This is a genomic window from Methylorubrum sp. SL192 (assembly GCF_026672325.1).
Taxonomy (GTDB): Bacteria; Pseudomonadota; Alphaproteobacteria; order Rhizobiales; family Beijerinckiaceae; genus Methylobacterium; species Methylobacterium extorquens.
Genome location: NZ_JAPPQV010000003.1, coordinates 2248185 through 2261604, shown reverse-complemented (window position 1 = coordinate 2261604; position 13420 = coordinate 2248185). Strand labels below are relative to the sequence as shown.

Sequence of the window (13420 nt, the reverse complement as noted above, 5' to 3'; positions counted from 1 at the left end):
AAAAGGTTTCGGACGATCATGCGCGTCGACACACGCTTTGCCGCGGCCGCCGCGGGTGCGCTCAACGCCACCCGCCGCGCCGCCGCGCCGGGCGCCTTCGCCCCGACGTCGGGAGCGGAAGAGACGCCCCGGGCGGCGACCGCGGGCGCGAGTCAGACCGGCATGCTCACCGGGCTCGACGCCCTCCTCACGCTCCAGGGACAGGACGGGGCCGACGCGCAGAAGGAGCGCCGCCGCCGCTCGGTGCAGCGCGGGCACGACCTGCTCGACGGGCTCGACCGCCTGAAAGCCGCGCTGATCGGCGGGCGGGTGGCGACGCGCGACCTTCAGGCCATCGCCGGCCGTCTCGCCGAGCGGAATGCGGAGAGCGGCGACCCCCGCCTCGACGGGCTGGTGGCCGAGATCGAACTGCGCGCGGCGGTGGAACTCGCCAAGCTCGAAGCAGCGCGCGGCGCCTGAACACGAAAAGGGCCGGACCCCTTTGCGAGGTCCGGCCCGTACGATCACCAGTAATAGGGCCGTGGGCGGTAATAGCCGTAGGGCCGGTAGAGCGGCCGCGGGCGATAATAGCCGGGGGGCGGGCCGCCCCAGTAGCGCCGCGGACCCCAGTTCGGGCGGCAGATGCCCCAGGGATTGGGGTGGAAGCCCGGCCCACAGCCGCCGGCGGTGCGCTCCACGAGCGCGTTGTCCGTCGCGGTCGCGAGGGGAGCGGGGCTGAAGGGCGCCGCCTGGGCGCTGCCCGCAACACCAAGGCTGCCGGCGATTACCGCAGCCAATGCGAACGCCTTCGCGTGCGTCATCGTACGATTTCTCCGTTGCGGCCGGACCATACGGCCGATGCCCGAAGCTAGGTCTGCCTCGATGAACCGAAGCTGACTGAGGCGTCTCCTTCGCGATGCTGCACGACCACTGCCGGTGAGCCTTGCACATATCCAGGTCATCCGTAGTCCGGACCCTGGTTGCTTGCCGGTATTTCCGTCTGCCCCTCACGGTATCCCCAGGGGCGAGGATGATTCCGACGCGCCCCGAGACGCTTCGGCGCGATTGACGGTTCCGCTTCGATCCTCGACAAGGCTGGCCGCGTGAGCGGGCGCGCGCCGGTCTCACCGGATCGCCAGCGGAGCCGGATCGCCGAGAGACCGGATCGCCAAGGGAATCGTCCGCGCCGCGATGCTGTTCAACTCCTTCGTCTTCCTGCTCGCCTTCCTGCCGGCCGCACTGCTGCTGCACGCCGCCGCCGAACGCTATCGGCCGCAGGCGCGGCTGCCGCTTCTCGTCGGGCTGTCCTTCGTCTTCTACGCGTGGTGGGATTGGCGCTTCCTGCCGCTGCTTCTCGCCTCCATCGGCGTGAACTGGCTCGTAGCCCGCGCCCTGCCGCAGGATCGCACCGGCTGGCTGTTTCCGCTGGCACTCGCCGGCAACCTCGCGGTGCTGGGCGCCTTCAAGTATCTCGGCTTCCTCACCGATCTCGCCGACATGATCCCCGGCATCGACCTTCCGCGGATCGACCTCGCCTTGCCGCTCGGGATCTCGTTCTTCACCTTCCACCACATCATGTACCTGACGGACCTGAGGGCCGGGCGCGCGCCGGGCTTCGGGCTGACCCGCTACGCCCTCTACATCGCCTTCTTCCCGCAGGTTCTCGCCGGCCCGCTCGTGCGCTGGAGCGAGATCATGCACCAGTTCGAGGAGCGCCCCTACGCGCGTCCCGACGCGGCCGAGCGGATCGGGCGCGGGCTGATGCTGCTGACCGTTGGGCTTTCCAAGAAGGTGTTCCTCGGCGATCCGCTCTCGGTCTACGTCAACCCGGTGTTCCAGGCGGCGGCCGCGGGCAAGGCGGTGACGATGGCCGAGGCGTGGCAGGCGACACTCGGCTTCACCTTCCAGATCTATTTCGACTTTTCCGGCTACACCGACATGGCGCTCGGCCTCGCGCTGCTGTTCGGGATCGTGCTGCCGCAGAATTTCGACGTGCCCTACCGCGCCACCTCGCTGCGCGACTTCTGGCGGCGCTGGCACATGACGCTGTCGCGCTTCCTGCGCGACTACCTCTACATCGCCATGGGCGGAAACCGCCGCGGTCTCGCGCTCCAGGTCGGCGCGCTGTTCGCGACCATGACGCTCGGCGGCCTCTGGCACGGGGCGGGGCTGACCTTCGTCGCCTGGGGCGCCGCCCACGGCGTGGGCCTCGGGGCCGGCGTGCTCTGGCGCCGGGCGGGCGGACGGCTGCCGCACCTCCTCGGCTGGGCGCTGACGGCCGGATTCGTGATCCTGACCTGGGTCCTGTTCCGCGCCTCCTCGTTCGAGGCGGCTTTGGCGATCTACAAGGGGCTATTCGGGTTGGCGCCCACGGGGGCGGGCTTCAAGTGGCGCACCATTGCAATCGCCGCCGCCGTCGCGATGATCGGCCCGACCGCCTGGGCCGCCGTGCACCGCCTGCCGCCGAACCGTTGGCTCGCGGCCGCCTTCGCCCTGTTGTTCGTCGTCGTGCTCCTCAAGATCGGGGACGATGCGAACTACGAATTCATCTACTTCCAGTTCTGAGATGGGACCCGCCTCCGGCAGCCATGGGCGGCAGGACTGGGCGGCCTTCGCGCGCCGGTTCCTTGGGACTGCCATCGGCCTGCTGGCCGGATATCTCACGCTCGCTGTCCTGATCGATCCCTACGACAGCGGGCGCTCGACGCTGTTCTCGGCCGGCGCCGTGCGCCCGCAGGGTCCGCGCACCGCCGCCGCGTCACGCGGGCGCGACCCGGCTTTCGCCGGGGCGGTGTTCGGCAATTCGCACATCCAACTGATCGAGCCCGCGCGGCTCACGGCGGCGACCGGCATTCCCTTCGTGCAGCTCTCCGTGCCTGGGACGGGCCCTGGGGAGCAGCTCGCGCTGCTCGGTTGGTTCCTGCGCCACCATCCGGCGCCGCAGGCCGTGATCCTCTCGGTGGACGATTTTTGGTGCACCGACGATCCGGCGCTGCCCAACGACAAGCCGTTCCCGTTCTGGCTCTACAGCCCCGATCCGCTTGCCTATCTGCACGGTCTCCTGCGCTTTTCCGTGGCGCAGGAAGTCGTTGGCCGCATCGGCTGGCTCGTCGGTGCGCGCCGCAAGCGGGCGGCCGCCGACGGCTGGTCGGACTACGAGCTGGATTTCCTGAAGCGCGGCACGCTCGACGACGAACGCCTCCGCGTCATGCGCGAAACACCTTTGCCCGACGCGGCGGCTCCGGGCAAAGCAGGGCCGGACTTTCCCGCCGCGGACCGTCTTGGCACCGCCCTCGCCGCGTTGCCGGCCGAGACCGCCGTGGTCCTGGTCTTCCCACCGGTCTACGCCGCCGGCCTCCCCCGGCCCGGCACGCCGCGGGCCCAGGCCGAGGCCGCGTGCCGAAGCGCGGCGTCGGCGGCACTGCAACGGCACGGGCGCAGCGCGCTCATCGATGCGCGGCGTGAGCGGCCGGCCCTGCACGATCCCGGCCTGTTCTTCGACCAGACCCATTACCGGCACGCCCTCGCCCGCCCCCTGGCCGACGCGATCGCCGCCGCCCTCGTCCGGCTGCGCGGTACGCCCTGAACCGGGATGGTCTCATGGAGGAGCAGTCCCTGCGTTCGTGGGCGGCCTCCATCGCGCGACTGTGGCAGCGGACCCACCGGCTCAACCTGACGGCGGGTCTGGGGCCACTTGAGCGTGTCGTCTATGCCGCATCGCGAGAGCTTTTCACGCGAGACGGTGCAAGGCGGCATCCGCGCGTTGTAGAGCTTGCCCGGCTCGATTATAGCCTCGCCGACGATCGCCGCTGACCGGCAGGGAGCGCGAGGATAAGACGATGGCGAAGGTCACGATCGAGGACGGCTACAGGCCCTCCGACGACGAGCCCTTCATGAATGAGCGGCAGCGCGAGTACTTTCGGCGCAAGCTGCTCAATTGGAAGAGCGAGATCCTGCGCGAGGCGCAGGGGACTCTCACCGCGCTTCAGAGCGAGAACGAGAACCATCCGGATATCGCCGACCGCGCCTCCTCGGAGACGGACCGGGCGATCGAGCTGCGCGCCCGCGACCGTCAGCGCAAGCTGACGAGCAAGATCGACGCGGCCCTGGCCCGGCTGGAGGACGGCTCCTACGGTTTCTGCGAAGAGACCGGCGAGCCGATCTCGCTCAAGCGGCTCGATGCGCGGCCGATCGCGACCCTGTCGCTGGAAGCGCAGGAACGCCACGAGCGCCGCGAGCGCGTCTATCGCGACGACTGACCCGGGCCGCTTCGGCGTTCCTCAGCGTTGTCCCGCCTCGATCCGGACGAAGCTGCGGACGGGTCCGAGGGCGGAATCGGTCCTCGTATCGACCGCGATGCGGCCCTGCACGGGGACGGCACGATGGCGCGGGCCGACATCGGCACCGGCCGTCACCCGGCCCGACAGGCGGATGCAGCTCGCCGTGCCCGGAATCCGGAAGAAGCCCGCCCCCTGGCTCGGGCAGGGTTCCATCGGCGCCTCGGAAGGATGCGGTGCGCGCTCGAACGCGCTTGCGGAGAATGGCACCAGTGCGAGGCACAGGCCGAGGCAGCGCATCACGCTCCGCATTACGCTCTCCCCTGCCCTCACGACGTCAGCGCGTCTCAGTAATGCGGTGGCGGCGGCTCCGGCGCGCCGCTGGCGCTCCGGAAGGCGCTGTCCTCGACCTGCTCCTGCAACCGGCCGAGCTGCCGGGTGAGCCGGTCGATCACCTTCCACTGCGCGGTGATGGCCGCGTTCAGATCCTCGATCATGGCCTCCTGCTCGGTCAGCCGAATCTCGAGGCGTGCAAGGCGATCGGTGTCGGGCGGCAGGTCGCTCATCGCTTGACCATGCCCGGAGCGGCCGCTCCCTGACAACCGGCTCTGATCAACACTCCCCGTTCGCCATCGTATCTAAGCATGAATGATATGCTCCCCGGGAATGGCTATCGGCTGGGATCGGAATTCATCCGGCCTGAAGGCCCGCCACCGAATTCCGTTTCGTATTGTCGCCAGCGTTTTCGTTCGCTGAGAGAAATGTCGTGTAAAAATCTTTGTCGGTTACAAGCTAGAAAGCCGAGAGACGTCCTCTGAATTCGAACCTGTTCGACAGGGGCGAGACCAGGACTGGGTCGGCGGTGAGGCGAGGCGGTCCTCGCCACATTCGGGCGCTTGGTCCGGCGGCTCGGCCGCGAAAATTTCGGAAAAGTCGAGGGATTTTCGGCGTTTTCCCTTCAGGGCTGCAAGGCCAGTGTCGCGCAACGATGACACGCGGCACCATGATCGAGCGCCCAGCTTCCAACCTCCATACGGTGTTCCTCCCTGCGCTGTGCTGGAGCCGGCGGCAGCCCGACTTCTACGCGGTGACGCAGGATCTTTCCCGCACCGGCATCACCTTCCGGTCGGCCTCCGATCCGGCGGTCAATGAGCCGCTCACCTGCAGCATCCGCTACATCGGCCAGGTCGAGGCCCGCGTCGTCAGCAGCGGCGACAACCAGTTCGTCGTCCGCCTGATGGCGTCCCGGCAGCGGGCGGCCGAGGTCGCCCGCACCATGCTGGCGCTGGCCCGCGAGCAGGGGCGGACCTTCGAGTCGGCGCGGGCGCATCCGCGGATCAACCCAGCGCGCAAGGACGTGCTCGTGACCCTCGAAGACGGTCGCGTCCTGCCCGGTCGGCTGATCAACGTCTCGTCGTCCGGCGCAGCGCTCGCGATCGACCACACGCTTTCGCGCGGGGCGAGCATCACGATCGGAGACACGGCGGCGAAGGTGGTGCGCATCTTCCGGGACGGCATCGGCGCGGCCTTCGCCTTTCCCCTCGATCCCGGGCAGGTCCATGCCGGGATCCGGCTCTGACGGTGCGGCCCTTCCCCTCGCATCCCGCCCTCGCATCCCGGCCGCGGAAGGACTAAGTCCCGGGCGTGCCCTGCCCGATGACGCGGCCGAAAGCCTGCCCGTGACCGACTACATCAAGAAGATCCTCTCCGCCCGCGTCTACGACGTGGCGATCGAGAGCCCCCTCGATCCGATGCCCCGGCTGACGAAGCGGCTCGGCCGTCCCGTGCTGCTCAAGCGCGAGGATCTGCAGCCGGTCTTCTCGTTCAAGCTGCGCGGTGCCTACAACAAGATGGCCTCGCTGCCCCAGGAGCGGCTCGAGAGCGGCGTGATCTGCGCCTCGGCCGGCAACCACGCGCAGGGCGTGGCCCTGGCGGCGGCCAAGCTCGGCGTGCGGGCGGTGATCGTGATGCCGCGCACGACCCCGGCGATCAAGGTCGATGCCTGCCGAGCCCGCGGTGCCGAGGTGGTCCTGCACGGCGACGCCTTCGACGAGGCTCTGGCGGAGGCTCGGCGCCTCGAAGCGCAGTGGGGCCTGACCTTCCTGCACCCGTTCGACGATCCCGAGGTGATCGCCGGGCAGGGTACGATCGGCATGGAGATCCTGCATCAGCATACCGGACCGATCGAGGCGATCTTCGTGCCGATCGGCGGCGGTGGCTTGGCCGCCGGCATCGCCACCTTCGTGAAATATCTGCGCCCCGAGACCAAGGTGATCGGCGTCGAGCCGGACGACGCCGCCACCATGTCCGAGGCGCTCCGGGCGGGCGACCGGGTGATGCTGCCGAGCGTCGGGCTGTTCGCCGACGGCGTCGCGGTGCGGCAGGCCGGCGAGGAGACCTTCCGGCTCTGCCGCGAGCATCTCGACGCGGTCATCACCGTCGACACCGACGCGATGTGCGCCGCGGTCAAGGACATCTTCGACGACACCCGCGCGATCTCCGAGCCGTCGGGCGCACTGAGTCTGGCCGGCGCCAAGGCCTGGTCAGCGATGAATCCCGGTACCGGGCCGCTGGTGGCGATCTCGTCGGGCGCCAACCTCAACTTCGACCGCCTGCGCCACATCGCCGAGCGGGCGGAGATCGGCGAGGAACGCGAGGTGCTGCTCGGCGTCACCATCCCCGAATGGCCCGGCGCCTACCGGGCCTTCATCGGCGCGCTCGGGCCCCGCGCGATCACCGAATTCAACTACCGCTACGCGCAAGGCAGCGACGCGCGCATCTTCGTCGGCATCAACCTGCCCGGCGGCAAGCCCGAGAAGCGCGACCTGATCGCGGCCCTGGAGAGCGCCGGCTACCGCGTCGCCGATATGAGCGACAACGAGATGGCCAAGGTGCATGTCCGCTACATGGTGGGCGGGCGCGCGGCGGGGCTCGCCGACGAGCGGCTCTACCGCTTCCAGTTCCCCGAGCGGCCCGGCGCGCTGATGAAGTTCCTGGAAGCGCTCGGCGACGGCTTCAACATCAGCCTGTTCCACTACCGCAATCACGGGGCCGATTACGGCCGGGTGCTCGCGGGGATCGAGGTGCCGACAGCGGAGCGCGCCCGCTTCGACGCCGCCCTCGAAGCGCTCGCCTATCCCTATGTCGACGAGACCGACAACCCGGCCTACCGGCTGTTCCTCGACAACGGCATCGGAGCAGCCGACCACTGACGCACCGTCGCGCCCGGCCCGCGTCCGTCACGCGGGCCTTTGCCGGTCATCCGGCGGGGACCGGATCGCATTACGCGGTGGCGTGAGCGGGCTGGCTGCGGAACAGGGCGGTGCAGCCGGCATCCCGATGCATGCTCAGGATCGAGGCACGATCGATCTCGGGATGTTCGGCGAGAACGCGGCGCACATCTTCCACGACCTTGTCGTAGCGGTGGGCGTCGAAATTCTTCTCGAGCGGACTGACGGCGATATAGGCCTCGACCACGAGCACCCGTTCGGTGCGCTCCTTGGTGACATCGACGGCGATCCAGGCCGATTTGACCAAGCGATTGGCGGCGAGCATGGGACGACCCTCCGATGCCGCCGCGTTGTCCGGCGGCTTTCGACGGCGAGCATGTACCGCGCCGAAGACATTGCCAAGGGATTCCCGAGTCGAGAGCAGCCTCAATCCTCACGGATCTTGCGCAAACTCTCTCGGAACCTGCGCAAGAACCAGCCCGGTCTGCTGCCGGCGCCGACATGAGCATCGCACGCGGACCTTGGTTGCGAGGCGACCGCATGGCGGTGGTGTGATTGTGCGCCGGGGGCCTCGTGCGAGGGAATCGAGCGCATGCCCGATGGCCCTGGCGATGCCCCCGACCTCTCCCGTCACATCACGTGTCGGAGACGAGCCGCAGGCCCCCGTATCCGTTCGGGCGGGACGGCGGCGCGTAGCTTCCCGTGCCGTCCTCGGCATCGGCATCGGCCGATCCCTTCTTGCGCCCTTTCATCAGCGTCGGGCGTGCGATCCACCGCACCACCTTGTCGCCGTTGTATCGCCCGGTCCGCCGCTCGTCCCTGCGCAAGACCCAGCGCGGATGAACCGCCCCATTCCTCACCATGACCCGTCCCCCTCGGGGGGCGCCGCGCCGCAGCCGGCGCCCCCTTGGCACGCCCCGGTCTCACTGCGGCCTGGGCCCCCTCGGGTCGTAGCAGGCAATGATTTCGGGACAATTGCATCCTCCAAATTAGGGATATCCGGCATCATTTGCACTTAAGTAGTCTCGGGCATCCTCAAAGATATTTTTAAGCCTCACAGCGCATGACGCCTCTTCCGTCACCGCATCCAGCCGGCCGTGCATTCAACGCAACAATCGACGCAACATGTCGGCAAACCGCCAAGGCTAGCCCGCTTCTTGCGAAATGTGAGATTCCAGGAGGGGAAAGATGCCGAAGATCGTCGCCGCTGCCCGTGTCGCCGCGATCGTCCTGACCTGCACGGCGTGATGCGGCCATGACCCTGTTCACGATCCTGCTCGCCTGCAACCTCGCCCTCGGGCTGGTCTTCTCACTGATCGCCGCGTCGGTTGAGTGAGCCTGATGGCTGGCGCCGGGGCTTCGGGCGGCGCGCTCGACCGGCGCGCTTGACCTCGGTGCCGGCTTGCGCGCACGAGGTCTTATGCTGACGCTTGTTCGCCTGATGGCATGGGTCGTGGCCATCGGCCTCGTCGCCGTGACGCTTTCGCCGCTCGAGGCACGTCCGGTCCTGGCGCCCCCGACCCTGGAGCGGGCCGGCGCCTACGCATTATTCGGCTTCCTGCTCGTGCTCTCGTATCCGCGGCGTTGGGGATGGGCGCTCCTCGTGGCCGTTGCGCTGGCCGGGGGGCTCGAGGCGGCACAGGGCCTGACCGTGAGCCGGCATGGCCGGCTCATCGATTTTCTGGTGAAGGGCGGCGCGGCTCTGGCCGGAGGGCTCGCCGCGCAGGGGATGCATCTCCTGCTCACCCGCCGCGCGGTGCGTTAGGCCATCCGTCGGCTCTTGGGACCAGGCTCGGGAGACCGATCGACTGACAGCCGGATCAGTCGTAGCGGGCCAGGGCGCCGACGCCGACATGGCGCAGACCTTGGCGGCGGGCCTCTTCCGGCGCGTAGACGTTGCGCAGATCGACGAGGACGGGGGCGCGCATCAGACCTTTGAGCCGGGCGAGATCGAGCGCCCGGAACGCGTTCCACTCCGTCACGATCACCAGCGCGTCGGCCCCTTCCGCGCAGGCATACGCATCTTCGGCGTAAGCGACGGCCTGAAGCAGCGGCCGCGCCTGCTCCATCCCCTCCGGATCGTAGGCCACGATCTGTGCGCCCGCATCCTGCAGGCCGGCGATGATCGACAGCGAGGGCGCGTCGCGCATGTCGTCGGTGTTCGGCTTGAACGTCAGGCCTAAGAGCGCCACCCGCTTGCCCCGCACCGACCCGCCGCAGGCCGCGATCACCTTGCGTGCCATCGCGCGCTTCCTCTGGTCGTTGACCGCCACCACCGTCTCGACGATCCGGACCGGCGTGCCGTAATCCTGCGCCGTCTTGACCAGCGCCAGCGTGTCCTTGGGGAAGCACGAGCCGCCATAGCCCGGCCCCGCATGCAGGAACTTGCCGCCGATGCGGTTGTCGAGGCCGATGCCGCGGGCGACTTCCTGCACGTTGGCCCCGACCTGTTCGCACAGATCGGCGATCTCGTTGATGAAGGTGATCTTGGTGGCTAGGAACGCGTTGGCGGCATACTTGGTCAGCTCGGCCGTGCGTCGTCCGGTGAACAGGATCGGCGCCTGGTTGAGGTAGAGCGGTCGGTAGACTTCCTGCATCACGGTGGCGGCGCGGTTGTCCTCGGCGCCGATGACGATGCGGTCGGGCCGTTTGAAATCGCCGATGGCGGCGCCCTCGCGCAGGAATTCGGGGTTCGAGGCGATGCCGACATCGATGTCGGGGCGGGCCTCGCGAATGATGCGCTCGACCTCGTCGCCGGTGCCGACGGGTACGGTCGATTTGGTGACGACCACGGTGTAGCCGGTCAGCGCCTCGGCGATCTCGCGGGCCGCGGCATAGACGTAGGAGAGGTCGGCAAAACCGTCGCCGCGGCGGGACGGGGTGCCGACCGCGATGAACACGGCTTGCGCCTGCGCCACGGCGGGCTTGAGGTCGGTGGAGAAGGAGAGGCGTTTGGCGCGCACGTTCTCGGCGACGAGAGTGTCGAGGCCGGGCTCGTAGATCGGCATGCGGCCCTCGTTGAGGGCGGCGATCTTGCCGGGATCCTTGTCGATGCAGACGACCTCGTGGCCGAAATCGGCGAGGCAGGCGCCCGACACGAGGCCGACATAGCCCGAGCCAATCATCGCGATGCGCATCGGTGGTCCGTCTCCCTGAAGTGGCGGACCCTGATCCTCAAGAACCGTCGAGGAGACCGCCCGTCACGAGGGTCGGCATATTTTCCGATGCGGGCAATTCGCTCAGCGTGGCCGGCGCAGGCGCATCCGGGGGAAGGCGAAGTCCCGAAAGGCTGTGATCCGTTTTCGGGAACGAGGATCGGGCGACGCGCCGTCCAGGGCCTCTGCTCCGAGGCGCTGGCCCGCAAGGGCTCTACTGGTCCCCGTAATAGTCGAGATACCACCTTACGAAGGCGGGGATGCCGGTCTCCAGCGGCGTCTCGGGCAAGCGGCCGACGAGGTCGCGCAGCAGGTCGGGACTCGCATGGGTCCGGATCACGTCGCCGGGCGGGAGCGGCTTCAGCACGCGCTCGGCCTTGCGTCCCAGGGCCGCCTCCAGGGCGCCGATCATGGCATCGAGCCGGACCGGGCGGCCGCCGCCGATATTGACCATACGATAGGGCGCGACCGTGCTCAGCGTGTCGGCGGCCGAGACCGGGCCGCCCTCGGACGGCATCGGCGGCGGGCGCTCCGACAGCGCGACGATCGCGTCGATGAGATCGTCGATGAAGGTGAAGTCGCGCTCCGCCGCGCCCTCGCCGAACACCTCGATCGGTTCGCCCGCCAGGATCTTCCGGGTGAACAGGAACAGGGCCATGTCCGGCCGCCCCCACGGTCCGTAGACCGTGAAGAAGCGGAACGCCGTCGTCGGTATGCGGAACAGGTGGGCGTAGGAATGCGCCATCGCCTCGTTGGCGAGCTTCGAGGCGGCGTAGAGGGTGAGCGGCGAGACCGCACGGTCGGTCTCGCGGAACGGGACGCTCGCGTTGCCGCCATAGGCCGAACTGGTCGAGGCGACGAGCAGGTGCTTGACGGGGTGGGCGCGCACCGCCTCCAGCAGGTTGGCGAAGCCGACGAGGTTCGCCTCGACATAGGCGCCGGGGTCGATGAGGCTGTAGCGAACGCCCGCCTGCGCCGCGAGATGGAAGACGAGGTCCGGCTTGACCCGCGCCATCACGTCGAGGAGCGCGCCGGGCGTTTCGAGCCGGGCCTCCACCGCCTCGAAGCCGGAAGATTGGGCGAGATCCGCGTGCCGGGCGCGCTTCAGCCCGACATCGTAATAGGGCGAGAGGCCGTCGAACCCCGTCACGCCGAAGCCCGCCGCTAGCAGGCGGCGGCTCAGCGCGTGGCCGATGAAGCCGGCCGAGCCCGTGACGAGAGCATGCATGCGAGGCCCGGTGCGCCGTCTTCCAGAGGATCCGTGTCGCTCACTCAACTCCCGCTGCGCCGCCGTGCCAAGTGCCTTGCCAAGAGGAGAGGCGATTGGAGCGGTGATCGGTCGCCGGGATTTTCATGAGGCCATCCGAAACGGGATAGCGTCCGCCCGCCCGCGTCGCAAGGAACGCAATCAGCCGTCATGAGGCCGGTCGCCGGGCGGATCGGGAACGTTGTGTCTCAACTTCGATTATCGTTTTCACAGGGTTTTTCAGGCAGGTGTCCGCCCGCCTTTCGCCCGGTGAACGAGCTAACCCTGCTTCCAGCGCGCAGCTGTCGCGCCGGCTCAGGGGTTGTTTGTCGGGGAATCAGGTATACTTACACCAGACTATCAGCCGACCTTCGTCTTGCGCCCGTTCGCGACGCCGGTCCCGCGTTCCGCCGGGACTGACCGTCGTCGTACGGATCGCGTGAGACGCGCGGGCCGGCCGAAACATCCGTCCAGGCCCAGGGCGCTGTGCCGCCCCTCGCTTGGGTCCAGCGAGTCCGAACACCGAGTGTCCGCACGATGAACCAACTTTTCCGCCTGCCGCAAGTCGGTGAGGCCGATGCGATTGCCGAACCGTCCGCCGATCTTCGTGTTCCCTTCGCGCAATCCGGCACTTTCGTCTGCAAGTTCATCATCGGTGAGCCGAGCGACCAGGCCGTGTGCTGCGGGGCTCCGGTCGCCGATGGCAAGAGCTGGTGCGCCTATCACCGCCGCATCGTGTTCGAACCGGCTCGTCCCGGCCGCGCTCGCTGAACGCCTCTCACGTCTCCGGTATCTGACGGCCCCGCCTCTGTCGAAAGGCGGAGTCGATCACCTATGCCGCGCCGAATCAGTCGAACGGTGATGGCTGGCTGCTCACGAGGCCGGTCGGCACGCCCGGCCCTCGCCAGCGCATGACGAGGTGGCCGTCCCCGCCCATCCCGACGGCGCGATAGGCCGGTGAGCCGTCCGACGGGAGGCCGAGCTCGCCCGGCCTGTTCCCGACGGTTCCGACCCGGCGCTGCTCGTAATAGGCCTCGGCCGGGGCATCGGGTGCGATGTACCCATAGACCGGGCTCAGGCTCCGTCTCATCGCCCTGACCGTCCTTGGTGGCGGCATCATCCGGGCCACGACCCGCCGGCTCGGTCGGCTCTCTACCTTCCGCGACACTTCCACCCGTGCTTGCCGGATCGGCCGGGCGCGGATCGTGGCCGTTCGAACCCGCTCCGGGCGAGCCTTGGCCGCGCGTCGAGCCGGCCGGGCTTCGGAACGGGCCGAGACCTTCGGCTCTTCGATTTTCGCAGGAGTCGCGGCCGGTTTCGTCGCGGCCGCGTTCATCGCCGGAGTGTTCACCTTGGCCGGCGGATCGGTCCATTGGCCTGCGGCCTTCTCCTCGGCGCCAGCAGAAGGCGCCGCCAGGATCGTGCCGAGCAGGAGGAGAAAGGTCGGAAAGCGGCTGCCGCGCGACATGGAAAATCCTCTCGGGGTCGGAGAAGGACAACGCCGGCCGTGGGCTTTTGCATCGCGTGCATCGG

Annotated in this window: 16 protein-coding genes; 8 read left to right on the top strand and 8 right to left on the bottom strand. The window is 68.7% G+C overall.

Features of this window, described 5'->3' with window-relative positions:
* Nucleotides 1–18: 18 nt before the first annotated feature.
* Nucleotides 19–459 carry a flagellar assembly protein FliX gene (locus OVA30_RS11415; protein ID WP_012254358.1) on the top strand — a complete coding sequence of 147 codons (441 nt, stop codon included), beginning with the start codon at nucleotides 19–21 and terminating at the stop codon, nucleotides 457–459.
* Between the two features lie 44 nt (nucleotides 460–503).
* Here the strand turns inward: OVA30_RS11415 and OVA30_RS11410 are convergent, their stop codons facing one another.
* Entirely contained in the window at nucleotides 504–800 is a 297-nt protein-coding gene (locus OVA30_RS11410; protein ID WP_003600195.1) for a GCG_CRPN prefix-to-repeats domain-containing protein, read from the bottom strand.
* A 370-nt stretch (nucleotides 801–1170) separates the two neighbouring features.
* On the opposite strand from OVA30_RS11410, the gene OVA30_RS11405 reads away from it, so the two are divergent.
* From OVA30_RS11405 to dksA, 3 genes are all read left to right on the top strand, one after another.
* Entirely contained in the window at nucleotides 1171–2544 is a 1374-nt protein-coding gene (locus tag OVA30_RS11405) for an MBOAT family O-acyltransferase (RefSeq protein WP_268175497.1), read from the top strand.
* A 1-nt stretch (nucleotide 2545) separates the two neighbouring features.
* Nucleotides 2546–3565, top strand: coding sequence for a hypothetical protein (locus tag OVA30_RS11400; RefSeq protein WP_268175496.1), 1020 nt, complete (start codon nucleotides 2546–2548; stop codon nucleotides 3563–3565).
* Between the two features lie 253 nt (nucleotides 3566–3818).
* Nucleotides 3819–4238, top strand: coding sequence for an RNA polymerase-binding protein DksA (dksA, locus tag OVA30_RS11395; RefSeq protein WP_003600201.1), 420 nt, complete (start codon nucleotides 3819–3821; stop codon nucleotides 4236–4238).
* Between the two features lie 21 nt (nucleotides 4239–4259).
* Here dksA and OVA30_RS11390 read toward each other — a convergent pair whose 3' ends face one another.
* On the bottom strand, nucleotides 4260–4568 hold the full coding sequence (locus tag OVA30_RS11390; protein ID WP_268175495.1) for a porin: 309 nt from the start codon (nucleotides 4566–4568) through the stop codon (nucleotides 4260–4262).
* A 35-nt stretch (nucleotides 4569–4603) separates the two neighbouring features.
* On the bottom strand, nucleotides 4604–4822 hold the full coding sequence (locus tag OVA30_RS11385) for a SlyX family protein (protein WP_056456177.1): 219 nt from the start codon (nucleotides 4820–4822) through the stop codon (nucleotides 4604–4606).
* 437 nt (nucleotides 4823–5259) lie between these two features.
* On the opposite strand from OVA30_RS11385, the gene OVA30_RS11380 reads away from it, so the two are divergent.
* Nucleotides 5260–5835, top strand: a complete 576-nt coding sequence (locus OVA30_RS11380) for a PilZ domain-containing protein (protein ID WP_041929019.1) — start codon at nucleotides 5260–5262, stop codon at nucleotides 5833–5835.
* Between the two features lie 100 nt (nucleotides 5836–5935).
* A complete protein-coding gene (ilvA, locus tag OVA30_RS11375) occupies nucleotides 5936–7468 on the top strand; it encodes a threonine ammonia-lyase, biosynthetic (RefSeq protein ID WP_268175494.1) in 1533 nt (510 codons plus the stop codon).
* Between the two features lie 70 nt (nucleotides 7469–7538).
* Here the strand turns inward: ilvA and OVA30_RS11370 are convergent, their stop codons facing one another.
* Nucleotides 7539–7811 carry a hypothetical protein gene (locus OVA30_RS11370; RefSeq protein ID WP_012254350.1) on the bottom strand — a complete coding sequence of 91 codons (273 nt, stop codon included), beginning with the start codon at nucleotides 7809–7811 and terminating at the stop codon, nucleotides 7539–7541.
* Between the two features lie 310 nt (nucleotides 7812–8121).
* Entirely contained in the window at nucleotides 8122–8265 is a 144-nt protein-coding gene (locus tag OVA30_RS11365; RefSeq protein ID WP_238506774.1) for a hypothetical protein, read from the bottom strand.
* Nucleotides 8266–8906: 641 nt separating this feature from the next.
* On the opposite strand from OVA30_RS11365, the gene OVA30_RS11360 reads away from it, so the two are divergent.
* The gene (locus OVA30_RS11360; protein WP_003600209.1) at nucleotides 8907–9251 is read left to right on the top strand and encodes a hypothetical protein; all 345 of its coding nucleotides are present in this window, start codon (nucleotides 8907–8909) and stop codon (nucleotides 9249–9251) included.
* 55 nt (nucleotides 9252–9306) lie between these two features.
* Here the strand turns inward: OVA30_RS11360 and OVA30_RS11355 are convergent, their stop codons facing one another.
* Nucleotides 9307–10623: a UDP-glucose dehydrogenase family protein gene (locus tag OVA30_RS11355; RefSeq protein WP_238506776.1), complete on the bottom strand. Its 1317-nt coding sequence runs from the start codon at nucleotides 10621–10623 to the stop codon at nucleotides 9307–9309.
* A 232-nt stretch (nucleotides 10624–10855) separates the two neighbouring features.
* Nucleotides 10856–11869, bottom strand: coding sequence for an NAD-dependent epimerase/dehydratase family protein (locus OVA30_RS11350; RefSeq protein ID WP_268175493.1), 1014 nt, complete (start codon nucleotides 11867–11869; stop codon nucleotides 10856–10858).
* A gap of 555 nt (nucleotides 11870–12424) precedes the next feature.
* Here OVA30_RS11350 and OVA30_RS11345 point away from each other — a divergent pair.
* Complete coding sequence (locus tag OVA30_RS11345) at nucleotides 12425–12658, top strand: hypothetical protein (RefSeq protein WP_003600212.1); 234 nt, start codon at nucleotides 12425–12427, stop codon at nucleotides 12656–12658.
* A gap of 76 nt (nucleotides 12659–12734) precedes the next feature.
* Here OVA30_RS11345 and OVA30_RS11340 read toward each other — a convergent pair whose 3' ends face one another.
* Nucleotides 12735–12977, bottom strand: coding sequence for a hypothetical protein (locus OVA30_RS11340; protein ID WP_268175492.1), 243 nt, complete (start codon nucleotides 12975–12977; stop codon nucleotides 12735–12737).
* Between the last annotated feature and the right edge of the window lie 443 nt (nucleotides 12978–13420).

Bases quoted from the DNA above. Each gene is read 5' to 3' on its own strand.
- OVA30_RS11415 (WP_012254358.1), top strand. From the start codon at position 19: ATGCGCGTCGACACACGCTTTGCCGCGGCCGCCGCGGGTGCGCTCAAC.
- OVA30_RS11400 (WP_268175496.1), top strand. From the start codon at position 2,546: ATGGGACCCGCCTCCGGCAGCCATGGGCGGCAGGACTGGGCGGCCTTC.
- dksA (WP_003600201.1), top strand. From the start codon at position 3,819: ATGGCGAAGGTCACGATCGAGGACGGCTACAGGCCCTCCGACGACGAG.
- OVA30_RS11380 (WP_041929019.1), top strand. From the start codon at position 5,260: ATGATCGAGCGCCCAGCTTCCAACCTCCATACGGTGTTCCTCCCTGCG.
- OVA30_RS11370 (WP_012254350.1), bottom strand. From the start codon at position 7,811: ATGCTCGCCGCCAATCGCTTGGTCAAATCGGCCTGGATCGCCGTCGAT.
- OVA30_RS11350 (WP_268175493.1), bottom strand. From the start codon at position 11,869: ATGCATGCTCTCGTCACGGGCTCGGCCGGCTTCATCGGCCACGCGCTG.
- OVA30_RS11385 (WP_056456177.1), bottom strand. From the start codon at position 4,822: ATGAGCGACCTGCCGCCCGACACCGATCGCCTTGCACGCCTCGAGATT.
- OVA30_RS11405 (WP_268175497.1), top strand. From the start codon at position 1,171: ATGCTGTTCAACTCCTTCGTCTTCCTGCTCGCCTTCCTGCCGGCCGCA.
- OVA30_RS11410 (WP_003600195.1), bottom strand. From the start codon at position 800: ATGACGCACGCGAAGGCGTTCGCATTGGCTGCGGTAATCGCCGGCAGC.
- OVA30_RS11360 (WP_003600209.1), top strand. From the start codon at position 8,907: ATGCTGACGCTTGTTCGCCTGATGGCATGGGTCGTGGCCATCGGCCTC.
- OVA30_RS11340 (WP_268175492.1), bottom strand. From the start codon at position 12,977: ATGAGACGGAGCCTGAGCCCGGTCTATGGGTACATCGCACCCGATGCC.
- OVA30_RS11390 (WP_268175495.1), bottom strand. From the start codon at position 4,568: ATGCGGAGCGTGATGCGCTGCCTCGGCCTGTGCCTCGCACTGGTGCCA.
- OVA30_RS11345 (WP_003600212.1), top strand. From the start codon at position 12,425: ATGAACCAACTTTTCCGCCTGCCGCAAGTCGGTGAGGCCGATGCGATT.
- OVA30_RS11355 (WP_238506776.1), bottom strand. From the start codon at position 10,623: ATGCGCATCGCGATGATTGGCTCGGGCTATGTCGGCCTCGTGTCGGGC.